Genomic DNA, 26993 nt, shown 5'->3' on the forward strand with positions numbered 1-26993 from the left:
AATACGTCTACATTTCCGCAGGGTCTCGAGCCCGTTTCCGATAGTGATTATAGAGCTCTTCACCCCATTGGACTACCGCTTCATTTGAACTGAGGATCATCGCGATATGTTCTCCCTCCCCAATTTTATTGTACGCCCCAACCGCGATCTGCTCCCTATCGTAGATACCAATGCCGAGCGTCAGTGGTTCGTCGAGACAGAATATCTGAAAGTTGTCGTAGTTTGAGTCGTCCAGAAAGTACTCCATCTCTTCTTCATGGAGTCGCTGGTAGAGCGAGGCGTCGACGATTGCCTCCCCTTTCAGACCAAGTTTGAGCAGTTTATTGTACGCGCTAAAGAGCGTCGGGTTGAAAATCGATGTCAACACGCGGAAGTGGTCAAGCCGTGGATCGCAGAGTTTGAGAGCTGTCGCCAGGACGATTCCCGGAGAGTGGGGTGAGGAGACATACAGCTTTGCGTCAGCGAGGGCTCGAACTGGAATATCCGTTCTAATTGGATTGAGCCGTTGGAACCAAGGTGCTTTATCCAACACCTGCTCGATTGTCTCGGCCAGTTCCTCATACCGTTCTACTGTTTGTTGCCCAGCGGGCGTGAGCCTGTGAACACCGTCGCTCTCTACACTCCATCCTTCCGTCTCAAACATCCGTAACGCTCTCCGAACAGTTGCGCGAGACGGAGACCCGTTGGTTATGTCCACCAATTCGCTCGGGCGGCTGGGTTGCTCTGCAAGCGTTTGTAACAGCGGGATGGTATGTTCTGACCGAGTTAGCTGGGTGAGTGGCTCGCGATCGAGACCATTTGGACACGATTCAAACGCTTCCAGCGTGATTTTCCCACCTGCCGTCAGCTCATATCCACCAGTATCAGCTGTTTTCGTCAACCCCAAATCGGTGAGTTGCACGAGATGTTTCGATACCGTCTGTCGGGTGATCTCTCCCGATTGTGCGATAGTCGAGGCCGTCTTTGCGCCCTCGTCGAGTGAACGCAGTATATCTAAAGAGGTGGACCCAGCAAGATCACTAATGAATTCACGGACGACAATCCGTTCGTCCGTGAGTGGATTTGTGGTCGCACGCTCGGACTGCGTCACTTGTTTTCACCCGTTACTAAAGTGCACACCCAATGCTATGAATATATCGCACAAATCTGATATTGATTCGAGCTTATTGGAATACCCTTCCTTTTCAAAACCCACCCGAAACCCATCTCTCAGCGGTACTTTTTACATATACTGATACAAAGAGCGACTATCGTGAGCTCCCAACTACCACCGGCACCGTCGGGTTATCCGGTCCTAAAAAACGCTGTCCAGTTCGCTCGCGATCCATTCACGTTTGTAGAGAGGGCGACGTCGGAGTGCGGAGACATCTACCGGATGGCTCTCCCGGCAGTCGACGATGTTTTTGTTTTCACTCACCCAGACCATCTTGACCGTGTCCTTGTGTCCGATGTCGAAGTCTTCGGGAAAACCGAGGACTATCAACGCGCGTTCGGGAACGGTCTCCTTTCGGTCGAGGGCCAGAAGTGGCGACAACAGCGTGATATGTTGCAACCGCTCTTCTACCGAGACCACATAAGAGACTACACAGAGCAGATGGTTGCGTGTACCGAACGACGTCTCGAAACGTGGATTGAGGGTGAAACACTAGATATGGAGCCTGAGATGAAGAACCTCACTCTGGAGGTTCTCTTTTCCACGCTGTTCGGTCGTTCGTTGGTCCCTGGCGAGGATCAAGAACTTCGTGATGCCGCTGACGGACTCAACGAATGGTTCACACCATCATCATGGATTCTGCCACCGTGGCTCCCGACACCAGCACGGCATCGATTCAATCAATCCACGAAGCGCCTTCGTCAGGAGGTTCGAAGATTACTCGAAGAAGGAAGCGACCGAACAAGAATCTCAGAAGACGAGACAGGTGGGTCCGAGGGCCAATCGAACTCTAAGCAGGGTGCTCACTCAAATACTCCAGACCTGCTCACACAGCTCCAAAAGGCGCGTAATAGGGCGGATGGATCAGATCTTACAATCGAAGAGATCGAAGATCAATTGATCACTATGGTTTTTGCGGGGCACGAGACGACCGCCGCAGCTCTCGCATTTACTTGGTACGCGCTGGCGACGAACCCAGACCTCCAAGAGCAACTTCATACGGAACTGGTCACAGTTCTCGATGGAGACTCGCCCACTTACGACGACCTCCAAGAGTTGGAGTTCACAGACCGAATAATTACTGAGGCGCTACGGCTCTACCCACCAGTTCATACGATTCCGCGCCGGACGCTCACTGATGTCGAAGTCGGTGGATATCGGATTCCCGAGGACCACGAAATCCACCTATCGATAATCCATATCCATCGAGATGGACGGTTCTATGATGAACCTATGGCGTTACGCCCGGAACGATGGACTGATGAGTTTGAGGAAGAACTCCACGACTTTGCGTACGCCCCCTTTGGTGGTGGACGTCGAACTTGCATCGGTCGGGAGTTCGCTCTCTTAGAAGCAAAAGTAGTCCTAGCAACGATCGGGCAGAAATTCCAATTTGATTGGGAGAACGACGAAGCAATTGAACTCGAACCACGGGTTACAACTCAATCAAAAGAAGGCATCCCATTGCGAATTCGACACCGTTGAGGGTACAATCTTACACCTGATCCGATACACATTCCCTTCGTAATCATCGATTAAAGCTCCGTCTTCTGTACCTGTGTATGTTCATACATTTTGACGGTGTAAACACGGGTGAGTATAACACACAATCCGGTAATATTCAAAAGCGTATCTCATGAACCGGAATTCAATCGTCGATTTCCTACTCTTCCCATCTCTAAAGCAGTCATTACGGATCGATATCCGCCTGCCCGTTCCATCCGAATTAGATAATGTCAGCACACCACTAGTTCAAAACACACCACTCCGGAAGTACCGCCCTGCCAACCGCTCCCTGCAATAGTAGAATGCCCCCATGACGACCATCGTCATCACACTGAAAAACGGAAAGATATCCACCGACGGAGGAATCGATGTTTCATCCAGCCAGTCGACGGCTCCGACCACTGATTCTCACAATATCAATCGTCACCTCGACCTCGACACAGTGGTCGACCTCATCGAACAAATGCCCGAAGATGAGATCTGCGCCCGACAGAGTACCAAATATCCAAACTGGTCCCGAGGTGACCCTTGCCCTATCTGTGAAAACACCGAACTCGCTATTATGGAACTTAGAGAAGCCACCTACACTTCCTCTGACGGCGAGTTCGACTTCAATCACTTTACAGATAACACAGGACCACAGCTCTCGATCGTCTGCAAAGAATGCCGGACACACCTCCTCCACATCCCCTATCACACACTAACTGAATAGGCCGGCAGCAACTCGCTCAGCGTTACGAAGCACAGATATTGAGAACACATCTCCAAAGTACTCACCGCTCAATTAGGCACTCCTTGGACGAGAAACGGATATTTAGCACCAGTCTAACTGAATGTCGGGCGGTCTGAAGAACACTTCGCTTTTATTGATGTGGACATAGAATTCCTCCCCGGAGATGTGCAAAGTCGACGATCTCATCGCAGAGTATGGGTTAACAGCCCCCGGATCTGACTATGACTCTGTAGATGACTACCTCGCGAAACGGTGGACTGGAACTGACGGCCGCACTTCAGAAGGATATAAAAAACTCACAGACTGGTTCAACAAACGTGTTCTCAAGTCGATATATGAAAACTACGGGAGATCAACTGTTAGCATCCATCTGGACCGAGAATACGATGTTATTGTAAACGAAGATAACATCCAACGCGCCGAGCTCGCGGCCGACCTCGAAGGCGACGGGATGGACATCGACGAACTCAAGAAAACTCTCGTCTCTCACGGTACAATCCGAAATCACCTCAAAAACTGTCTCGAAGTCGAAAAAGACACTCAGTCCACAGCCAATTCCACTACTACGACTCGAGAGAAAGCCATCGCGTCGGCGAAACGAATGGCTGCCTCAAAAACAGAAAACATCCTTCCAGAACTTGCCAAAGACGGCGTTGTTCCTTTTGCAGACCAAGCCACCGTCGACGTCGAAATCAGACTACAATGCCCCAAATGCGACACACGGGTCCCCATCGAAGATGCAATCAAGCGAGGATACGTCTGTAACGACCATATGACGGATCCAACTAATACAGACCCACCCAACAACTCAACTCCAGATCCGTCGGAGAATACCGAATCTGACGAAAACGATTCACACCACCAATCAGATACAACGATGAATTCTGTGCCCTCATCACAAACCTCTCTCCTGCTCTCTCTACTGGCGCTCGGAGCCACTTCGTTCTCGTCCCAATCGCCTATGCTAATAGATAGTATGCTCAACACCGCGTAACCATGACCTGGAATCTAGAAATCGAAAATATCGCAGGCATCCATCGAGGGGAGGCTACGATCGAATCCGGTGTGAACGCCGTCCGAGCGAGCAACTGGCAAGGAAAATCGAGCTTCCTCACCGCAATTGAAACAGCCTTCGGGACTGAAACAAGCCTCACTGAAGGCCAAGATCACGGTCACGTTGAGCTCGAAATCGACGACACCACCTACGCTGTCGATCTTGCCCGTACCAACGGCACGATTACACAATCCGGCAATCCATACCTCACCGATGATGTCGATCGTGTCTGTGCTGCCCTCTTTGCGTTCCTCGATGAGACCAATGAGGTCCGGCAAGCCGTCCGTATGGGTGAAAACCTTGAGGACCTCCTCACACGTCCCCTCGATTTCGAGAACGTCGACGAGCAGATTGCCGACCTCAAAGCCGAACAGAAACAGGTCGAGGCCGAACTCGAGCGAGCCCAAAACGCTGCTAACCGCCTCCCGCGCCTCCAAGAGAAGGTCACAACGCTCGAATCCCAACTCGAAGACCTCCAAGAAGAGTGGAACGAGCTCGACAACGAAGCTTCTTCAGATAGTGACGCTCGAGACGAGCTGAGTAACCTCCGCGCCCAGCTCGAGAAGACCAAGACAGACATCAACCGGTACGAATCAACCGCAGATCGCGTCGGGGATGAACTTGAAGCAAAGAAAGAGGAACTTGAGATGTTGGATGTCCCAACACACGAGGAGCTCGAAGACGACCTCGAGGATCTCCAATCTGATCTCCACGAAATCGAACGCGATAAAGAACTCCTCCAGTCGATCTATGAGGTAAATCAGCGCGTTCTCGAAGAAGACCGTCTCTCGCTTCTCACAGACGTCTCTCACGATATGCTCTCTGACCAGCTTGCGTGCTGGATTTGTGGGAACGACACCTCTAGTGAAGAGGTCGAGGCACAGTTAGACAGTATCTCTGACCGTCTTAACTCACTTCGCGACCAAGAGTCGACTCTCCGCAAGAAGGTAAACGAGCTTCAAGAAAAACAACGGACCGTACGGGACGCGGAGCGGAAAGAACGCGACCTTCGCGACCGCATCGGAGAGCTTGAATCCCAGCTTGATGACGCACAGACGAATCTTGAATCGGCCAGAGAACGAAAAGCTTCCCTCGAAGCACAGATTGACGAACTCGAAGGTCTGGTCAGTGAGACGCAAGACCACGCGACTGACCTCCAGAGTGAGATCAAATACATGGAAGCCGAGCTTGAAGACGCTCGTGGCGAACTTGAGACAGTCAAGTCGGAAGCCTCGCAGCGTGATGTCCTCGAAGAGGAACTCGAATCTCTCCGCTCTGAGGTCGAGGACCTCCGAACACGCAAAGAGCGTGTGAAGCGAAATACTCGGGACGCATTCGATTCGGCGCTCTCCGACATTCTCACGAGATTCGACGTTGGGTTCGAGACAGCACGCCTCACCAACAACTTCGACCTCATCGTCGCACGTGGAGGCCGCGAAGCTAGACTTGACGCTCTCAGTGAAGGCGAGCGGGAACTCCTCGGCATCATCGCTGCCCTTGCCGGCCACGAAGCATTCGATGTCGCTGACCGGGTTCCCGTTATGCTACTCGACGGGCATACCGGTCTCGACGATACCAACATCCACCATCTCGTCGATTACCTCTCCGAACGCGTCGATGTCCTCGTCCTCTCCGCCTTCCCCGAGTACGACGCCTTCGAGGGTCACGAAGTCACTCCAACCAACTGGGAGACCATCTCCTACGGAGACGATGTTGAGGAAGTCGTAGGATAGCTCTCGCTGCTCACTATTGATTTTATACCCCCGCGGGGGGTTAATCTCTCAACGACTTTTTGCGAAGACGCGACTTCTGGCTCCCATATACGACTCTGTCCGACCGCCCTGGCGTTCACTCATCACGCCCACGAGTAGCTGCTCTACTGTTTCCCAATCGCGGAAAACACTTTGTCGCCGGACCACATATTCGCAGGTAAGTTCGCCCCCTATGCGGCCAGTAGCACTCGAAGCTACCATCATCCGGGTTACTATCCAGTCCCGGAGTGGTGATGTATGACCTCCCGGTTTGATACCCCCGCGGGGGATCAAGACAACCCCCGCCCATCCGACGAGCCTTCGGTGACTATCACTAGGGCTACACCTCGGCAGTTTTCCAGCCTCTTCGTCGCCTTCCTTCTCCTTTCGAGTGTCTGCTTCTCCACGATTGCGGTAGTCGCGACCAACGAATCCAACTCTACCGCGCAACCGCCGGTTGACGGGAATGCTCGTGTATTTGTCGCGAGTGACCGCGATACGGAGGCTCTCGGCATTCCGGGTGGCGGTCGTGGTGGCATTCTCCTCCAGTATGTTGTGGAGGCCAACGCGTCGACTGAAAATCTCTCTCGTGCTGTCGACACCTACACGCTTACGACCAATCCAGAGACGCGCGTCCGTATTGATGGCTCACCCCGGACACTGCAGGAGTATCGACTTGACCAGTTGGCGAGAGTTGAACGAACAAACTCAACGAGTCGGTGGCCGGCAAGCGCACCGGACCGGGAGGATAGCATATTCATCAAAGACGGCTTCATCGCGTATATGGGTGCGACCAGCGCTGCCGAAGTGAACGCCCCAGGAGCGGAAACAAACGGCACTTATCTAATGGGGCCAGACGGGCGTGTCCTTGAGTACGTCGACTACCGCGTCGCCCTCCCAGAACCAAATACGACTACCCGCTATGTCCGCGAAACAAAGGATGTCACCCTCAACATCCCTGCGCCGGAGGATAACTCGTCGGACGACGTACAGACCGTCACCAAGACAGTTGAGTTCGAGACGCTCGACGGTCACACTATCACGCGTACCGTCAGCGCCACCGGTCGTGGCCCGCTAACCGTAAATCGCTCTGTGACGGCCGTCGTCGGCGGCTATCGCACTAACACCACATACGATCTCGCCTCACAACGGGTTGAGCGTAACCTCAGCATCGACGATCAGACGTGGTCGAAACACACGACACCAGAAACATCGGCACGAGAGGCCCGGTATATCGACTACGCAAACGCTCCCCCTTCGGATGGTGAGAGGCAACGTCTAGAGCTTCAGGCGACGATCAACGTCACCGCGGAAGTCACCACTGATCACTATTTCTACCATCCGCACAACGATACGTGGACGTACACTCACACGGAAGTCAATGCCACCTATGATGAGCTCACCGTTACCGACGATCGGCCAGCCCACGTTGTCCCACCAGACAGCGTCTCGATTTCCCAGCGCGTAATTGAGGAACCACACGACCGCCGCTCCATCGTCCTCTCTATCGAGGGCCCGGAGCATCTCTCTGAACGGGCACTTTGGAGTTGGGCCGCCCTCAACGTAGAAGGAGACTCGAATGCTAGTGCCCAACGCCTAACGAACGTCTGGCAGGTCTACGGTGTCCGTCAGTACCGCTGGGGCGAAACAACGTCGAACTGGGACACAGACCCACAACGTACGGAGTTCCCACCAACACTTGCCCTCCGACTCACTGCTCGACAACCGTCCCCAAGTGTTGAGGCCGTCGGAGAAACGGATGTGTATCGTCACGGACGGGTGACGGATCTCCGCCAGCGCACTGTTCCTGGCGTCTCGAAGCGGGCGACCCTGGCGGAAAATGTGAATCTCACTACGGCGACCGCCAACCAGACCTCGAGAATTGTCATCAGGGATGCCCCCGGTCAGATCACCTCAGTAACGTCGGTCTTCGGGGATGAAATACCCGTCTCGACAACAGAGGTCACCTCGATGGAGGATTCGTCGCTCACCTACACAGTGATTCCGCCGGCAGAAGGGGAAGAAAACGAGCCGCCGGAACTCAGACTCCGTCTTACTGGCCCAGACGGAACTCCACTCCCGGATCGGAAACTGATCTTGACCGGGGCGGTCGAATCCTCAGTCACTACAAACGACAACGGTGTCGCCTACGCTACGTTCGATAGTGTGACGATCACCGCGCGCTTCCCTGGTGACCCATACACAGAGAATCACGACATCTACTACTCGTCCAGCCACACAACCGCGATCTCTCCCGGAAACGGGAGCCTGATTGTTGATCTCTGGACGTTCTTTTTACAGCCAGTACAGGCCGCTCTCCTCTCGCTGGCTGTGAGCGTAGGCTTGCTCGTCGGGGTCGGCTGGTATACCATCAAGTAGCCATCCCTCGCAATATTCTCTCAAGATTGACGACACCCACTTCTTCGTCATTCAGCCGGCCTTGCGAACTTCAGTTGACGATGAGATCGTAGCGCGACTCACTGTCCTCGGTCAATGGCTATCTCCGATTGGTTCGGGGATAGAAGTTATAGGTATTGGACAACGTATTCTGACACAGCGATTCACATGGAGCGCTCTCCAACCACCCTTAGTAGGTGGCTCTACCGTGTCGGTCGCCGTCTTCGCCACCGAAAGTCTAGGGACTCAACAGAAACCTCCGCAATGGAACCGTCGACGTCATCCAGCATCCTCTCGGCCAAAATTCAAGACCGTCTCTTAGGTATCGCACCTACAGCTCAACAAACCGTTTCCTCCACTGCGGCGATGGCTGCCCTCCCGATCATTCCGCTATTTAATCCCCTTGACCCAGAGGATTGGTTCGAGGGGATCGTCAACACGCTCGCGACCGGCTTGACGAACGTCCTGGGCGAGGTTTTCGTGGGAATGGTCCAGGAGTTTCTCGTTATCGACCCGTTGTACTACCAGGAAGGAGCGAATGCAACTTTTATACAGAATCTCCAGTACTCGCTGATTCTCTTTCCGACCGTCATCGTCCTCGGAACGATCGCGGCACTCTTTTCGGAAGCCCCAGAGGGCTCCTATTTACGGCAGGGAATCCGTATTGTTAAAGCCCTCTTCGCACTCGCTCTCATCCGTCCATTCCTCCACGTCGCTGTCGTCTTCACGAATAGCGTTACGAAGCTCGTGATGCCCGAGACTTACGCGGTCTCCCTCGCCGGCCCCGCCCTCAACAACGCCATCGGCGATTTGATGGGCTCGGCTATCGCCGCTGTGCTCGTTTACCTCGCCGCCGGTACAATCTCTCTCATCGCTATCGCTCTCGTTGTGATGATCCTCTTCCTCCGCATCTTTATGATCCATCTCGTCTACACCGCTTTCCCGATTCTGCTTGTTATGTGGTACACCGACTGGGGACCACTCCGGTACGCGAACGACGTCGCTATGTTTGTCTTCAAGGTCACAGCGTATCTCCTCCTCGCGGGGCCGCTCATCGCGCTCGCTCTTCAGACCGGCTGTAGTATGTCTGCCCCGGACATCTGTGTGGCTAACGCGAGCGGGGCTCACGGCCCGGAAGCACTCACTGCCGGAATTGACCCATCGCAGAATAAGCTCGTCCTTTGGAAGCGGTTCCTCGGCTGGCTTTCCGGCCTCGGTCTCGCCGGTTTCGTCGGGATCCAGGCCCTGTCGATGGGTGGGAGTTCCGCCGGTCATCTTCTCGGGTTTAGTGGCCTGAGTGCGTTACGCGGCGGTGGCAGCGGTAGTCCGTCTTCGTCCGGAGGTAGTGGTGGAGGAGGTGGCGGTGGACCGACTCCGTCCGGTGGCGGTGGCGCCGGACAGCACACCCTCCGAAACTTCGGCGGCGGTAGCGGAACCGGCCCAAAGGCGTATGGAGCGACTGGCTCAGCAAAACCCGAATTCCACCCCCGACAGGCAGCTAGTTCGGCGAAAACTAATCTGAAACAACGTGTCTCATCGGCACGGGATACTGCACGGAGTAACGCGCAGCGCGCCTACCGTGGCGTAAAATCACGGAAAGAATGGATGAGTCAGGCTACGTGGGGACAGGGCGCTCGAGCTGGGGCCGGATTAGCTGGCGGTGGCGTGGCGCTCGGTGCTCGCGAGGCAAAAGCGGGTGTGAGCCACGTGAAAAATAATCTCAACGAGCCGATTGCGAATTGGCCCGGCCACGCCTATCGGCGGGCGAAGAACGGCAATTGGAACCCACCGAATGACGATCTGGGTGCAAGTACGGAAAGCGAAGTCACAGCGGATAATGAAGTGTTGGCACTACCTGAGGGGGATCCGCCTCTCCCAGAGGGTGAGACTCTGACCCCAGAGTATGAAGACAGAGCACTCGATCCCAAGGAAGCTCAAGCGGTTGCTGGCGGGTCCGACATCGAAGACGCGAATCCGCATTCGGTCAACGAATCAGTCCAAGCTTGGTACGACCGCGTGAAGGCAAAGGACCAGCAAAAAGTGGAGGCGATGCGCCCTGACCTCATCAATCGAGATGTCTCCCCGCCTTCCTCCTCACCATCGGAGGAACAAATCCAGGAGTCCGTCGACGACTACGTCGATAGAACCCGCAACACAGACTCATAACGATTCAACCTGAATCCCTCCACTGGTACCGAGTCCCCTCCAGGACCACATTAGAACCAGTAATTGACCCTTCTATGCTGTTGCTCGAGGGGCTTATTCCCGGCTGATATTTTAAATAGCAGAACGCGGTAGATTAGTACAGAAACACAAACACATGGGTTCCGAAACGACCACCGCCCGTCGCGTGCTGGCGACTCTCCCTAGGCACCCACTCTCGATCTCGGATTTCATCAGCCTCCAAGCACCCGATAGTTTCGAATCCACCTCCACCTTGGACGGAACCGACATTCACACCCGAGTCGACAACTCCAACATTCAAAATCTGGGCGGCGTCGTCGCTATCGGTGATGACTGGGTCGACCGTGAGGGCATCGTTGGCTTCCGCTTCATCGCCGGAGACACTTGGTTCGGTGTCGGCTTCGAACCAGAGACTGGCTGGACCATCCTCACCGAGGATTCCATCGACGAGAAGTTCTCGCAGGCTATCGATGATCGTATCGCGACTTGGGCAACCACCTTCTACGAGGAGGAAACCGTCCGGCCGTCGTTCTATGATACTTTCGCGGCCGCCTGTGTGTCCCAGCTTCCACCGCGCCCGCTCCAGCACGGTGAACTCGGGGAGATACTCACTCCTGGGGGGATTTACCAGGAGTCCTTCGTTGAGGTGGTTCCCGTTCCCATCATCCAGATCGAACACACCGACAAGGTCATCGCCTTTTTGATGAAGGTTACTGCCCCTGATCGGTCCGGTCACGTCGTTGAGTATGGGTACCGCCTCCACACCGACGGCGTCTGGCGCAAGGCATGGGCTGACATCATCCCCGGCGAAGAGACCGAGGAAGTCGGTCTTCGTGATCGGCCAGTCGCCACTCTCATCGATGACGCCAATCAGGATTACTTGAATGAGATCGACTTACTCGTGGAGCCTCCGACCGATCACATCCAGATCGAGGTCTACATCGATGTGATGTCACCAGAGCCAGCACCCGGTGGTATGTGGACTGCGGCATCTGACTGGTTCCCATCCATCGAGTACGGTGCTCCTATCGTGGGCCTAAATACTGATGAGAATCCGGGCGAATTGACCGTCGTCGGCTACCTCGAGGGAACGGAGACCGCCGTTTATGTCGGTCTCAACCGCCAGGATGACACGTGGGAGGAGATCATTTCTTTCGACCGCCCCGCCGACAAACGACAGGACACGGAAGTTGTCAATGCTATCGACGGCTGGCTTCAGAGCCAGTACGGCGCTCTCGTTGGGCCGTCGCACCACCCGCTCATCCAGCTCACCGACTGGGAGTCGAAGGTTCCCGACCTTTTTGCTTCCAAGTAATCGACCTCGATGTCAATCGGGGAGAGAATTTTTAGGCATTCACGACACGTATTCACACGAGACGTCCCATGAAACGGTACCCAGTAGCCGGCCAGTTACTCGAGCATCGCCTCTTCTTCGGACTCAGCGTCAGCGATCTCGAAGTCGGCGTAATCCCACTCGCCGCTATCATCCTTGCGTCCGGTATCAACAACGTCTTCGAGCCCTCGTTCAGTGGGCTACTTACTATCGGAAGCGGGATTCTCGGCCTCCTCGTCGGCTTGTACGTTCTCTGGCGAACACCTGCCGGTCAGACCCCTCGCGAGTGGCTCTTCGGGGCTGCAAAACACATCGTGGGCCCGGATCGCTATCTCTGGCAACCCGTCGAACGCGGTCTCGTTTCTGGACAGCACCTTGACGACATCCGTACTCTACATTCTGAGGATTCCGAAACCTCCGACGACAACAGCGATCCGGACCCAGAATCCTCGTCCTCGAGTGGCCCCCAGCAGTCCGCCTCAGATGATAACAGCGGTCAGCAAATCGTAACTGACGGCGGGCAGATGCACTCTCGCGAACGCCCACAGCGTGACCCGAGCCAGTACTACCACCAGCTCACGCAGGAGGAAACAACAACGCAGGCGCAACTAGCTTTCGAGTATGTTCGCGAAGACGGCATTCTAGTCACGGAGAGCGACAACGAGGAACCTGCGTACGTCGGCCTTGTTCACATCACCCCGACGAGTTGGCTTTCCCTCGACGATGAAGGACGCCAGTCTACGATCAACGCGTACGCTGACGTTCTCCGTGGAATCTCCTACCCCTTCCAAGTGCTCGCCCTTCCTCGTGAATTTGATCTGACGACGCACTTCGAGGAGATCGAACGTGCAGCCTACGAGGCCGAGGATCCGCCAGACATTATGCAGCTTGGTCGGTCGACGTACATCGACTGGCTCAATGAGTCGGTCGGTACCCGGCGAGTCAAAGTTCGTGATTTCTACATCGCCGTTAGGGTCGAGAGTTCGCACGTCCGAGAACAGTCCTATGGACACTCTACAGACGTTGTTTCGGGATCTCTCTTCCAGCGAATCGTCGGCTGTGTCAATTCTGTCACCTCCTCAGTTCGTTCTCGGATTGGCTCGAATACCGACGACGACGTCATCGAACGACAGTGTATTTCTGAAGTTAGAAGTCGGCAACACGAGTTTGCCGAAGCACTCCCCAGGACCGGTGTTCAGACCGAAGTGATGGACGACCGGGCAGACGTTCTGGACGTCCTCTACCGCTACTACAACCACGCTGACTCACCACTCGACGAGTATTCTCCCAAATCCTACGCGGAAGTTCTCCCAGCTCGCCGGTCGTAGTGATTCCCGACCATCTCAGCATTTCTTCCTCCATCTTCTCGACTGTTCCTGCGGCGCTTGAGGTATCACCACTGCCAGCGTTACCCCACGAGTGAATTATCTCCGCACTTTGTGGGGTAACTCGCTGTCCTCCCTCAACCCACTTGCCGAAACGTCTACTTTGTGGAAAGCTATCAACGGGCGAAACCATTTACCGAGGCACTACGTATCCCACGATAGCATGAGTAGCGTCCCAGTAGCCTGGGTACTCGGAATAGCATCCGCTACCGGGCAAGTGCAACAGATCATTCAGACGATCCAACGAGCGATTCAAGGCGGCCCGAACGCCCCGTCACCATTCATTCTTATCGGCGTCGCCGTCGGCGTCGCCCTCCTCCTCGGTCTTGGTATTCTTGCGTCACGCCGACTTGTCGGTTCGAGCCAACATCCATCTACAAACGCAACGAACGGCGCACCTGAGACGGAGGTCGACAGCGGCCGTCTGAATCGTCTTCTCTCTTGGCTTCCCGGTGGTTCTGGATCTATCCCTGGTGCCGGTACCTCCGCCCGAACAGATCCAGCCAACGTCAACCTCGAGAAAATCGACGACGAAACCTTCGACCGCGCCGTCAGCATCCTCGAACAGGAAGGCCGAGAGACGAGTCGGGCAAACATCCGTGAACAGGTTGCTCGCCTCATCGACTTTGAGGCCGCAGACCCCGACGAATTCCGCCTTGGACTCATCCAAGACGCCGACAGCCAAGCCCAGATCGACCAAGCGAGCGTCGCCCCACCAAGTATCGTCCCCGAAGATCCAACCACTCTCTACCGGAACGGCGAATTCGTCCGTATCCTCACTCCCGCAAGCGCTCCTGAGAGTGTCTTCGGTGGCTGGCTTATCAACCTCACCACGACCAATCTTGATGTCCGCGTCAGCTATCATCACACTCCCCGCGACCCCACGACGATTCGTGGTGCCCTCCAGGACCGTCTCACTGAACTCCAGATCGCCCTTTCTCGGAAGGAGGAAAAGGGCGCGACAGACTATCACGAAGACCTCAACCGCCGGGAAGAACTCGATCGTCTCCTTCGTCGCCTCACCGAAGGGACGACTCGACTCTACGACATCGGTATCTACATCGAAGTCGCTGGCAGTACCCGCGATGAACTCGAAGAGACCGCTCGGAAGGTCCAGCAACTCGTGGCTGACCGAGACGTCGAACTCGTTCCCCTTGAATTTCGCCAACTTGAATCCCAAGACGCGATCGCACCTGTCGTCTCCGACCCCATCCAGAACACGGACCTTATGGAACACGACGCGGCGGCCACCCTCTTCGGCTTCGTCGAGCCCGCCATCGCTCACGAGGACGGTGTCCTCTATGGCTTCGATGAGACTGGAAACCCTGTCATCGTCGACCGATACAGCCTCTCCGGCTTCTCTAAAGTCATCACTGGGAAGATCGGGTCCGGAAAAACGTTCGCCGCGAAACTTTCTCTCTGGCGCCGTCTCCTCATCGACCCTGAATTCACGGCTATTGCATTCGACCCCACCGGTGACGACTTTGTCGACTTCTTCGAGACCCTCGGTGGCGATGTCGTCACCTTCGGTGGCGACGTCACCATCAACCCGCTCGAAATCCACCGCGGTACGGGTGAGGCTGAAGACCCCTACAAGGACAAACTCCGTTCCTTGACGGGGATGGTGCGGACGTTCTACGATCAGAGCGGCGACAGCCTGAGCGCCGAACGTGCTGGTCTCATTCAGCAGGTCTTCCACCTTGCATACCTTATGTACGGTATCACTTCCGAACCCCGCACTCACGAACGCGAAAACCCCACTATGGAAGACGTCCTCGACATCCTCAAGGCTCTTGCTGATGGTGAGGACCCACTTGAATTCGTCAGCTACCAAGGAGACGCTACCGAACTTCACCGTGAGGAACGCGACGAGCTCGATGAACGCGTCGACGAAGTCACCTCCCGACTTCAGTCGAAGGACGATAGCAACCTCAAGTCCGAAGCTAACAGCCTCCTCCGCTCGCTCGAAGCCTTCCAGCCAGGTGGCGTCGCTGCGAACCTCTCTGGGAAGACGACCGTCGACCTCGAGGACGAGCGGCTCATCGTCTTCGATATGAGTGCCTTCCAGGATACCAATCAAGCCCCTCTCCTTCAACACGTTATGCTTGATTGGAGCTACCAGCGGGCTCGCGAGAACTCCCGCCGGATGGAGGTCATCTTCGAGGAGGTTCACTACCTGCTCAGTCAGAAATCTGCCCGCTCGCTCATCGGCCTGTTCACCCGCCATTCCCGACACTTCAACGCTGGCTTGACGCTCATCTCCCAGACTGCAGAAGAATTCATGCAGGAGACCGACGATGTCCACTCACCACGCGCGATCTACGACCAGTGCGACATCAAGCAGCTGTTTTACCAGGAATCAATTTCAGACGAGGTGATCGACTACTACGACCTCTCCCCAGCTGATGTCGAGGCCATCCAGAGCTTTGCACGTGGACAGGAGTCCGAGTTCAGTGAATGTCTCCTGAGCGTCACCGGAATCGCGCGTCGACACCTCGAAATCCACGCGAGCGAGCTCACGGTTGATCTCCTTACTGAACCTGAGACGGCCGCCGCAACCGCTCAGTTGGTTGAACAGCGTCGCCAACAGGCTGCCACCGCCCGCAGTGAACAGACTACCACCCAACCAGAGGAGAACGCCGAGACTGCCGGTGGTTTGGGCGAAGAAGCTGCTGAGAAGGAAACTACTGACTCCAGTACGACACCCAGCGAAACGAGTGAGCCACCAACTGACCCCATCACAGACGGAAGTGGGGGCTCATCCTCCTCTGGGGACACTGCTGACGACACTAATTCCGAATAATACCCTTCCCTTCTCTTCTCGCTCCGTCTACCTTGCCTCTCGTCATTTCACACCTTCCCTGTAGTCCACCAGTACAATCGGAGAGAGCGGGTTTTCGCCTGTACCCCCGGTGGAGTTAAGTGTTAGACCAGCATGGTTCAAACTAACCGGGAGACAGATATGACCAGCGTACTCCTCGGTGTCCAGCTCGCAGCTTTTGCCATCGCGGATGCCCTCCCTGGTGGCCTACGCGGGCTTGGACTCCTCACGGCTGCCCGCGCACAGTTCGCGACCATAAAAGCCGACCTGATGGCTCAGGCCGCGCCGATTTGGACTCGGCAGATGAGTGTGATCTTGCAGGCAGACTGTCCAGATGGGACTGAGGTTAGCTCAAATGAAGTCATCCAGTCCATCCACAACATCAACGACTTCATCTTCCTCCTTGGATGGACGCTCGTGCCCGGAGGATTCGTCCTCGGAGGTATCCTCTACTTCTACGGCTGGAACCAGTCTTGGAAAAAGCGGGGCCTCCGGCTGATGGTTGGCGCGGTCGCGATCGCCGGCGTCATCCTTCTTTGGGGCGCTATCGCTAACCTCATCCAGTGGGCGACCGGCGGCACTTGTGCGCCCACCACGTAACGGCGTTGAGTCGATTATTGGCGCTGGCAGACTGCCGCCTTGCCGTCCCCATCTTCTCGGCATCATCAGTAACTACAACCTGTGACCACGCTCTTGTTAAGGCGAGCTGTCACACCCCTGTCGCTCTCGGAGTACCGCAATCCTGTCCTCGACTGAGGGGTGCACTCGAAGGAACCACTCGATAACAAACGGAGCCCCCCATGGAAGGGACGACGTCTCCGTCTTTTTCGAACTCTCCCTCGCTCGGAGATCGGCAACCGACTGCAATGCGGTTATCGCGGTCTCACTTCCCACCCGTTGTCGTTCGTATTCGTCGGCAGCCAACTCAGCTCGGCGAACCCACCGTACGAGGCCGAACCGGAACCCGAACGCGAGAATGCCCATCACCACACCGAGTGTCTGCATCGATGGCGAAACAACCGCGAGTATCCCACCGACACCACCGAAGAAAATCAATCCGGCCCCAGCAGCGAGGCGAAGATGTCCAAGAACGTGATGCCCGTGCTCGTGGTGGAGGATTGCGCGGAGTGATTCTGGCGAAATACTGTCATCTTCGAGGAGGGTCTCGCCAACGAAGACCCGGCGAAAGGGCCAGATACCCGCCGCCATCGCCGTCGAACGAAGCCCCACCGTGGCAACCCAAATCGACGTGTGGGGGTCAGCATCGATCTCCTCTGGTACGATCGCTGCGTATTCTTCAGGTGTGAGCGGCCGCGCCATATTCAGAAACGGCAAGAGCGTGATTGCGAAGAACAGGTAGGTGAACGTGAGCGCCCAGGTCACCGGCATTCTGAGCTCAGATGGAATCGGCAGCGCCGTCCACGGTGCTACAACTAATATAAAGAGTCCACCAACGACCAACGCAACCCGGAGAGCGTGATCGTGGCGCGCCTCCGGCGTCTCAAGATGACTTGTCGTCTCCCTCCAAAACATCGAGATGAACGGCGCACCTGTCACCGCCAAACACCCGAAATAGCTCGCAAGGATGAGCATCGGAAAGAGTCCTTTGACGACGACATTCGGTGAGGGCATCGGATATTCTGGCGTTAGTCTAACAAAGAACACCCAGACCAGAGTGGTGAATCCACCACTGACGATAGACCCCCCTAAGAACAGCACGAAGAAGTTGTTCAAGTGATGTGGAAGCCAAGAGACCCACCGAAAGCCTTCGGACACTTCATATTCTTCCGAGGCGGTTTGATCCGTGTTTTCCGATGATTCCGTCGACGCCGATGCCTCTTCGCGGTTCAACCTATACTCATCGTAACGGTTTACCGCAGCACCGATCTGCCAGCCAAGTGCCACTGCGATAAGCATCGGGACCGTCACCCCGACGAAGAGCAGCGCCGTCGCCGATGTAACCCCAAACACGAATCTGACCAGAACATAACTGAAGCCCGCCACTATAGGGGCAGTAAGAAATACACCCAACCCCCACCAGACCAACGTATCGACCGGCGAAGGTAGCCACGCAAGCGACGAACGAGCCTCGGATAGGACTCGTCGCCACCGTGGACAGGGGCTTGAGTCGCCATTCGAGGGCATCTTTTACCGTAGATCATGCTATCTGAACCCAAAAATTGTCCGGGGGAACTCCAGTCCCTCGACCCACTGGCTATGAAAACGATTGCTTAGGAGACATCAGCGCATCGACTGAGCGAGCAATCGACCGGCCCCAAACTCCCGAATAGTATTTTACGCTGAGCAGATGAAATATCTGTAGAGGTCACTACTGGCTATGCCGACGCTCCCAGCCTTCACTCGAGCTTGGCTCTCGCCGGCCCCGCTCACCGATGACCATACCCAGTCGCCGCCCGATGCAAGGACAGATCGTACTTCGCATTCGTCGCGGTCGGTAGAGCCGACCCAGACGTCTCGATCCACTCGCTTAGGCCGCCCGAGGAATCGCCGTCCCCTGTACGGTGTTCTGTTGACCCTGAGCGTCATCGGTATCCTACTCACGGCGGCCACTGGCCCAGCTCTCGCAGCACACCCCGCTGACTCCACGAGTACCACAGAGAGCCAGGACCTCTCTTCTACTTCGCTGCAATCCACGAATACAACCTCGCCGTGCCAAACTCAGAACAATAACTCGTACGGATGGACGGAACACTACGCGTGTATCCAAGTTCATCTCTACCAGCAGGATCAGGATCTCTCGATCTTCCCAGAAGACGCAACACAGGCCCGGGAAGCTGCGAAGAACGGAGAGTCGGCTGAAACCATCGAGGATTGGCTCTTCCGATACTATCGTACGGAGCAATACCCCGACTGGTGGATGCCGTCAGAGGAACAGATTGAGCAAACCCCGAAGCTCAAGCTCTACCCACTCACGAACGAAACAGTTCACGAGTACGAGACCACTCAATCTCTCTCCGTGTTTCCGGAGGAAGCTCGCGCCGTCCGATTCGCGGCAACTCATAACGCAACGGTGAACGAACTCCGGATGGCCCTCCTCAACTACTACGCCGTTCAGTGGGATCAGGGCTGGCGCCCGGACTCAGAATCATCCACGACCACCACAACCAACACAACTGCAGGAGGCGGCTCAAACGGAGGAGACTCGGAGGCTACGGCCAAGCCGAGTTCAAGCCCCGCTTGGTATGCTCCGTATCTTAGTGGGATCGTCGACGCCGTAAATCAATTTCGTGGATGGATGAGTGGAGTGCAGGAGTTCATCGGTGGGCTCCTCATTTGGAGCTTCAAGAATCCCATTATCGCAGGGATTGTCATCTTCACGTCTCTCGTCGTGTTCCTCCTTCTCGGAGTCGCACGGCGGATGCGGCGGACGTGGACGGCGATGCTTGCGGTCTGGTCTCGATTCGTCCGCGCGATCGTCTGGGTGGCCGACACTATTGGCATCGGAACGATCCGGCGAACACAAATCAAATTCTTCCGATTCCGTCGCACCCTCAACGTCTATGCTCACGCGTTCGCAGCGATGACTGGCTGGGCAATCCGCGAAGGGTTTCACCGTGTCGACCGTACGATCACAGACTACGTCACCGACGAAGACTCCAGCACGTGGTCGTATATCGCACCACCCGCTCACGCACGCGCCAGTAGCGCAGCTGATGCCGCCGTCTCGGAGACAACGTATGCGAAGAGCAAGCGCCTCCTTGATCCTCTCGATGCACCAGCCGTGTACGAACTCGATGAGGATGAACCACCGCGACCAGGAGACGACCTCTGGTACCGCATTACGGCCTCCGATCAACCGGCCTCACCGGAGACAATCACTAAACAGATCGAAGGTCTACCCAATCTCACTGACGGGCTGGAAGTCATCATCCGATCGGCACCTCATGACCCCGAGATCGGAGGAGAAGAAAGCGAGCTTCAAACTACTGAAGGCGATGGCACCCGACTCGCAATCGAGGTTCTAATCCACTTCATCGAGGACGGCCAGACGAGCACGCTCGACCGGACGAAGCACAACTGGGTACGACAAGCCTTCGGTGGTCCCGACTACGACGTCACGCCCGTCTCGACGACGCTCCAGCGACTCCTCCGCGCCCGGCCGTACCGGCGGTGCAAGCATCTTCTCGGGAATGATGCGCCCCCATCAGCGACGTTCCCTTGGAGTAACGCGCAATCATCGGACGCCGCGACAGACGGTGGGCGGACTATCGGCGAGGACACGCCCACACCGAGCGAACGCGCAGCTGCAGCCGAGGCGATTCCTCAACGGTACTTCCGAGAGCATCTTGAGGATCAGTTCACTGCGGTCTGCCCGGAAGCGCCCGTGAGCTATCCACTCGGCTCCCGAGGAACCCGCCGCTGGGACTTCCTCCAGCGACTCAACGTCTTCGACGAAACCGCTGCCGAAGAAGCCCCTCCGATGGAAGCCGCTCTCGATGCCCTCCTTGAGACCGACGAACCCGCACTTCTCCGTGCCCGAATTACATCCGTAGGCGACCTTAGTGATCTCATTCGGCAGAAACTCGACGTCATCGAGGGTGAGGAAAGTACCCAGTTCGACAAACGAACGAATCGCCGTGGGCGTAGCCGTGCGACACCAAGCTCAGGAGAGAATACCACCGAGGAAGACCGGGCTGCTGCTCGAGAACGAGAGAGTAGTCGGGTCCGTGGGGAAGTCGCGAGCGCGGAAGGGACACGGAACGAAGAACTCCAGAATAAGGGTGTAACTCGGAGTTTCAAAGTCACGATGGATGTCTTCACCCAACCCACACCCTTCTTGAACGATGCTCTCGAAGAGACTGCTGGAGGGTCAGTTGAACCCTCCTCAGAGGCCCACCCCGTCCCCTCCCCCCTCTTCCATTCAGATGGGGACTCCACCTCTGCCTCGACAAATACGGCGAGTGACGGGGGCGTCTTCACCGAAGAACAGCCCGACCTCAACGAGATAGACAGTACTGCCGATCTATCTGGCTCCGACGCCGACATTGAGACCTTAGCGAGTCGTGGTGACACTCTTCGAGTGACTCCCGAGACGCTTGCCGAAGCCGCAGCCAGCCAGCGGACTACGGCTCGCGACGACGCCTGGCGGCTCGCAAAAACGTGGGCGACTGCTGCTGACGGCGAGTTCAACAAGCTCACTGAACCACCAGAGAACAGCCGCCTCGCAAAGTGGGCACGGCAGTTTGGATGGCGGAGACATACGCTCGGACAGCTCCGTGACTCGTACCGTTTCCACCGCGCTCAGGAGTATGCTGGTAGGGCACCCACATTCGGCCTACACTACTCTCTCCGTCGCCGCTGGCCGATCGTCCTCGCCGCCGCCGACGAACTCCCTTCGTTCACAGCACTCCCGAGTACCAGCGCTGTCTCGGACGACCTCGCAGCCCATATGGAACGCCAACTCTCCCACACAGCCCCACTCTCTGAACTCTCTCCTGCCGAGGACAACGAAATCATCGGTACGGACATTGACGGGGCCACGCTCGGCTATGCGTTCGATCGTCTCCACACTCGCGACCTCGCTCGTCCCGTCAAACATCGCACGGACTATATGGACCGGTCGATCCTCCACCAAGGGCTCCCCGGCTCCGGGAAGTCTGTCGACCAAGCTCACGAGATCGTCGAGCGTCGGAAGGCCACGAACGGCCCCATCATCATCTACGCCGGCCCTGGCGCAAACGTCGGTGAACTCGCTGTGCGCGGTCTCTTGGATGAATTCGGCGAAGACTGGGTGCGCGAGCACGTCCACTGGTTCGATATGCCCGAGGTCCTCCCCGGACTAACGGTCTTCGACACACGACCCGCCCAACAGGCTGACGACGCCCACGGCAACCCCGAGGCCGCAGAGAGCGTCGCGACCGAAAACATCTCTCCCCAGCGCCCTGATATCGCTTCCAACGACACCAGGTGGGAGACACACGGCTCACAGGTTATGCAGACTGTCCGGAAGATAGCCGAACTTCTGATGGGTGAGAGCGACTTCCAGAACGCCCGCGTGTCCCGTGATGTCCTTCGAGCCCTTGGAACAGCCGGTTTCTCACCGCACACATACCCGACAGGCGTCGACGGCACGCCTGCGTACCAGCGGAACGGTAGCGACACCAGCAGTAACACACTCCCAACTGCTGACGACCTCGTGAGCGGCGAAAGTCACTCCAATGATGGAAATGAGGACGATTCAAGATCGCGCCAACCGACTGTGATGCCGTTCCGCTGGGGATACGACGCCAGCCCGTACGTCTACCCTCTCTGGCAGCTCCAAGAGCAGACCCAGCAGGTCACCGAACTGACGAGGTTGATGGACCCGGACATCCCGATCAACCCCAAGGAAATACTGCCTGATCCGGGCTCGCACGCAATCAAGCGGAATATGGAGACGCCGTTTAACAACCAACAGCACACCGCCCAGCAGATCCTCGGCGGTGTCACTAACCGTCTGAACGCGCTTACGACGGACGCCCGTCTCGCACCCCTCTTCAATAACACGACCCGGCGGTTCTCCTTCGCCGACTTCCTTTCTGGCGACCGCCAGAACGACGTCCTCGTTTTCGACGTCGAGGACCTTGACCCGGATGCCCAGCGTGACTTCGTCCTTACACACGAACTCCTAATGCAGTACGAACTCGAACTCTACAAGTCCTTCCTCAAAGAGGAGGCAACTGCGGACGATTACTACGTCAGCGTCTTCATCGACGAGGCCGGCCGCCTCGTCGAGCCGGATGACCTTGCAAAGATGATCGCCGTCGCCCGCAACCACTCTGTCTCCCTCTCACTTGCCGTCCAGACGCCCGACCAGCTCTTCGACGCCGACACCGACAACAGTGTTGGTGACGACCCGACGTACGCCGAGATCATCGGTAATATTCAGACGACCGTCGTGCGTGCCGGTGAAATCACGCGTCAGCAGGCAAAGGCGCTTTGTCCGGCCGACCTCGAGGTCGAGGACTTCATGGATCACGTCCGCGATCTCCCCGTCGACCACCGGCTCGTCCAGTATCCGACACCTTCCGAAGGAACACGGTCTCAGACCATCGAAATCGCCCGCATTCCCCTTCCGAACTGGCATCAGGATGCCGAGGAAGCCCCCGAAGGATACGATTCTCGCGAAGATTTCGAGGAGGCCTTCCGAGAGGTTCGCGCCGATGTCATCGACCAGACGAACGAAGAGTACGGAATCCCCGACGACGAGTCAGAATCGGCTGTCCGTAACCGGGCGATTCTCAACATCCCCGAACTCGCCCACCATCTCACAATAGACGACCCACTCCTCCCGGTTGTCCTCGCGTGGGCGACTTGGATAGTCGCTCGTGACCCACCCAACGGGCCCGGTGAAGAAACTCTGCACAGCGTCTCCAACACCGACAGCAAGCTCCCTGACCTCGAAGACCCAGTTGAACCAAATAATGATTCGACGATAGAGGACTCCCCGGCTGAGGAAGTCAGCGCGATAGATGTCCTATCGGACGATGCAGGACCCGATGAATACACAGCTGAATCGGTATCTACCAGTCGCGAGAACGATTCTCCATCCACTACGAGCGAGCAGCCAGATACGCTGTTCGACTCAGGTGGGTGGGCTCGCGACCAGTGGGATGAGGCGAAGACCGAGCTCACCCAATCCAATACCGAGCGCCAGACTCCTCCCTCGGCCGCTGAGAGCTCAGGCCCTGCGTCCAGTCTTCATCACGTCCTGAAGGGCAGTATGACGACTGACGAGTGGGAGGAGCTTACCGACCTCCTCGAGAAGGGGAAGTCGCTTTCCCCAGAAGAATGGGCGATTCACACCGACCTCCCGACGTACCGGAAAGACGAGGAATCCATCCAAGCCCGTGCGCTCAACAGCCGTGTCGCGACTCTCCTCAACCAAGGTATCCTCACCGAGGATGAAGTGGCCCGGATTCAGGAACTCATCGATCTCGCACGGGATACCGGGAACTGGCCACCGACTGCGGTTCGTGATCGTCTCGACACGGAGTCCGAAACTGCGCCAGCAGACAAATCGTCTCCCGAACAGCAAAGCGCAACTGTGGATAACGAGAGTGTGTCCGCGGCGATCGAACGCCGCCGGACCAGTGAGAGAAATTCTGTTGGGATCGACCCGTTCGATGGGGAGGAACCACGACCCGGAACGTACCGCTGGGTGCGCCTTGACGAGATGTACCGCCGGCTTCGCCTCGAAGTCGAGAAAGTCCTCGCCACAGAGGGCCTCAACGAGGGAGAACGTAATCGTCGCCGCGATGCCCTCCCCTCGCTCAAGGCGTGCGCCGATGAGATCGAGGCGTTAGGCACCATTATGACCCATCGGGGCGTCGCTGGCGACACTCCCATCCCGGAAACAGACGGTATCTTCGAGATTGAACTCGCGAAGCACCGTGACGACGTCCCCGGCGACGAGGGCTACGCCATTCGGTTGACTCCCGAGGGTGCTCGTCTCCTTCTCGAAAACGTGTTTTCGACTGGCTGGGTCGCAACCGCTGGGACCGATACTCACGATACCGGCCTTCGAGACGCTATGACGGCACTCGAAGACGCAGTCCCCACCCGAGTCAGTGGCCGGATCATCGACCAAGACACCGGGGACATCCCGGACGCCGTCCTCACAGTCTTCGCCAGCGAGCCTACGGAGTGCTTCGCTGACGACATCATCTCATGCACAGTCGAAGAGGAGACCGACCCACGTCGACACCCCACGAAGAAACTCCGTAACCTCAAGAAGGCGCTTAACACTACTACGAAGAGTGGCGAATGTCGCCTCCCCATCTTCGTCGCCGAAACGCCGTGGGACGAAGACGCGGGGTGCCCCGACCTTGGACCTGCAACCGCATTATCGAACATCCTCCGTGATCCGATGAACACTCAGTGGTCGGGTCGCCGGTTCTACTCGCAATCGAACACGCCAATCGAATTCGACGGCGGCGCCCGCGACGGCGGTGTCACCGCTGTCGTCCCCCGATCGATCGAAGAGGGCGCAGGCACGTCAATCTGGATTCGCGACCCGGACCCCGACTCGAACGATTGCCTCCTCGTCGACCCGACTGCCGACGACATCGGCCACCCCGACGACGAGGATATTCACCTCCGTATCGCCCCCGGTGACTTCCAGAACCTCACTCCTTCGAGCATCCCGTACCGGGCTACCTGTCCCCCGGGAAGTGCAAACGAGTCAGCTCGCTACATCGTTGAGACTCCGGGAAGCGAGCAGACGTACAAGTACGAGACGGAAGAGCGGTTCCGTGAGGATTGGGTCCGCGTCAACAAGCCATTCGTACCCGACATCAAGTTCCGGCACCCGGACTATCCGGAAACCGCATATGCCATCCTCGTCCGATACGAGCTGCCCCGCGCCGGCGACGACGCACAGGCACGTATTGCCTGGTTCGATCATCGGACCTCGGGCGACGAGGAGATGGGGACGCTTCGGCCCGTCGAGGACCTCATCGAAGCGATTCAGACGGGCGAACTCAAGCCGGCGTCTGCTGGCCCTGGAACGGCACCCGAGAGGACTCACGAAGACGAAGTCTCGACCGACGAAGCACAAGACTCTGAAGTGGATGAGGAAGACACTGGCGCGTCATCATCGACGGACGAGGCACCAGACGAATCCACTCCCGAGCCATCCGACAACAAGGACGAAGAGCTTGACGGCGATGATACTGACACAACGCAGTCCGAGGAGGGAGAGACAGACGATACTTCCGAACCACTCCAGGATGAGGGGAAAGCAGCTACCGCCGCGTTCATCGCGGCTTACCTCCGTCCTGCACCGAACAACGTCGTGGACGTGGATATCGCCTTCGACCGTTGTCAGGAATTCGCGAGCACGCACAACCTCGTCTCACCAGAATCAGAGGACGAGTTCGCAGAAACGATCGATTCCCTCTTCGATGCGTTCGACACGGACACCGGAATCGACGGAGACCTCTTCGACATCGATCGCGACGTCATCAGTGCCCTCGAAGAGGGATTCAATATTGTCTCAACGTCAGGTGGAAACGAAGACAGCACTCGAACCGTTATATTGGGTGTGAAGATGGTTGATCCCACAGAAGAAGACACGTCGTTCTTGACGGAAGCAGCGCCCGAGCAGTCGGCAGGTGGTGCGGCGTTCATTGCGAACCAGCTCACGTCCGACCCTGACGGAGCGCTTCCGAGTTCGGAAACCTATGACGAATACGTCGACACCGTCACCGACTGGGGATTCGAGTCTCTCCCTGACCGAGGTTCGAGTGTGACGTTCAAACGGTTCCTCCAAATCTGGGGTGCGGTGCTGTTCGGCGTCTCGGTCGAACGGAAACGCCGGCGGATCGACGGGTCGCCTACGCGGTGCTATACGCACCTCGAGTGGCGCGAGTAGCCTCTTGATTTTCTCTCTCAGTCTACCGCCTCGATCTCCCGTCTAATACTATGAACTCAAACTGATATTTCCGATAATTTCCCTTCTGACGGTGTCCCTTAATCCTCGATTTTCTAGAACTATTACTGAATAGCATATTTTGGATAAACCACCGGACGGAACGGTAATACAATACTGGAACGGTAAATCGGAACGCGAATCTCTGAGGACTCACAAAATCACCATATAGCGTCGGGATGGTAAACTGGAACGTCAATCATTAGCATACACTCCCGAAAGGACCGGATCCTTTTGCAAACTG

13 protein-coding genes are annotated in these 26993 nt (G+C 56.7%); 11 read left to right on the forward strand and 2 right to left on the reverse strand.

The window, feature by feature from the left end; all coding sequences use genetic code 11:
* Nucleotides 1–7: 7 nt before the first annotated feature.
* Nucleotides 8–1090, reverse strand: coding sequence for a transcriptional regulator FilR1 domain-containing protein (locus NL112_RS21620; protein ID WP_254841475.1), 1083 nt, complete (start codon nt 1088–1090; stop codon nt 8–10).
* A 162-nt stretch (nt 1091–1252) separates the two neighbouring features.
* On the opposite strand from NL112_RS21620, the gene NL112_RS21625 reads away from it, so the two are divergent.
* From NL112_RS21625 to NL112_RS21670, 10 genes are all read left to right on the forward strand, one after another.
* Entirely contained in the window at nt 1253–2638 is a 1386-nt protein-coding gene (locus NL112_RS21625; protein WP_254841476.1) for a cytochrome P450, read from the forward strand.
* 331 nt (nt 2639–2969) lie between these two features.
* Nucleotides 2970–3371 (forward strand): hypothetical protein, encoded by a 402-nt coding sequence (locus NL112_RS21630; RefSeq protein WP_254841477.1) that lies wholly within the window; start codon nt 2970–2972, stop codon nt 3369–3371.
* A 184-nt stretch (nt 3372–3555) separates the two neighbouring features.
* Nucleotides 3556–4386, forward strand: a complete 831-nt coding sequence (rdfA, locus tag NL112_RS21635) for a rod-determining factor RdfA (protein WP_254841478.1) — start codon at nt 3556–3558, stop codon at nt 4384–4386.
* Nucleotides 4387–4388: 2 nt separating this feature from the next.
* Nucleotides 4389–6179, forward strand: coding sequence for an archaea-specific SMC-related protein (locus NL112_RS21640; RefSeq protein WP_254841479.1), 1791 nt, complete (start codon nt 4389–4391; stop codon nt 6177–6179).
* 276 nt (nt 6180–6455) lie between these two features.
* Nucleotides 6456–8576: a DUF8186 domain-containing protein gene (locus NL112_RS21645; protein ID WP_254841480.1), complete on the forward strand. Its 2121-nt coding sequence runs from the start codon at nt 6456–6458 to the stop codon at nt 8574–8576.
* Between the two features lie 384 nt (nt 8577–8960).
* Nucleotides 8961–10760: a TrbL/VirB6 family protein gene (locus tag NL112_RS21650; RefSeq protein WP_254841481.1), complete on the forward strand. Its 1800-nt coding sequence runs from the start codon at nt 8961–8963 to the stop codon at nt 10758–10760.
* A gap of 271 nt (nt 10761–11031) precedes the next feature.
* Complete coding sequence (locus NL112_RS21655; protein ID WP_139175813.1) at nt 11032–12093, forward strand: hypothetical protein; 1062 nt, start codon at nt 11032–11034, stop codon at nt 12091–12093.
* Between the two features lie 68 nt (nt 12094–12161).
* On the forward strand, nt 12162–13439 hold the full coding sequence (locus NL112_RS21660; RefSeq protein ID WP_254841483.1) for a TraC-like domain-containing protein: 1278 nt from the start codon (nt 12162–12164) through the stop codon (nt 13437–13439).
* A 220-nt stretch (nt 13440–13659) separates the two neighbouring features.
* On the forward strand, nt 13660–16299 hold the full coding sequence (locus tag NL112_RS21665; RefSeq protein WP_211087391.1) for a VirB4 family type IV secretion system protein: 2640 nt from the start codon (nt 13660–13662) through the stop codon (nt 16297–16299).
* Nucleotides 16300–16458: 159 nt separating this feature from the next.
* Nucleotides 16459–16917: a hypothetical protein gene (locus NL112_RS21670; protein WP_089768562.1), complete on the forward strand. Its 459-nt coding sequence runs from the start codon at nt 16459–16461 to the stop codon at nt 16915–16917.
* 96 nt (nt 16918–17013) lie between these two features.
* Here the strand turns inward: NL112_RS21670 and NL112_RS21675 are convergent, their stop codons facing one another.
* Nucleotides 17014–18321 (reverse strand): M48 family metallopeptidase, encoded by a 1308-nt coding sequence (locus tag NL112_RS21675; RefSeq protein WP_254841484.1) that lies wholly within the window; start codon nt 18319–18321, stop codon nt 17014–17016.
* A gap of 526 nt (nt 18322–18847) precedes the next feature.
* Between NL112_RS21675 and NL112_RS21680 the strand changes: the two genes are divergently transcribed.
* Entirely contained in the window at nt 18848–26692 is a 7845-nt protein-coding gene (locus NL112_RS21680; protein ID WP_255152956.1) for a hypothetical protein, read from the forward strand.
* The last annotated feature ends 301 nt before the right edge of the window (nt 26693–26993 follow it).

It is taken from the genome of Halorarius halobius (assembly GCF_024298865.1).
In the GTDB taxonomy this organism is placed as follows: Archaea; Halobacteriota; Halobacteria; order Halobacteriales; family Haloarculaceae; genus Halorarius; species Halorarius halobius.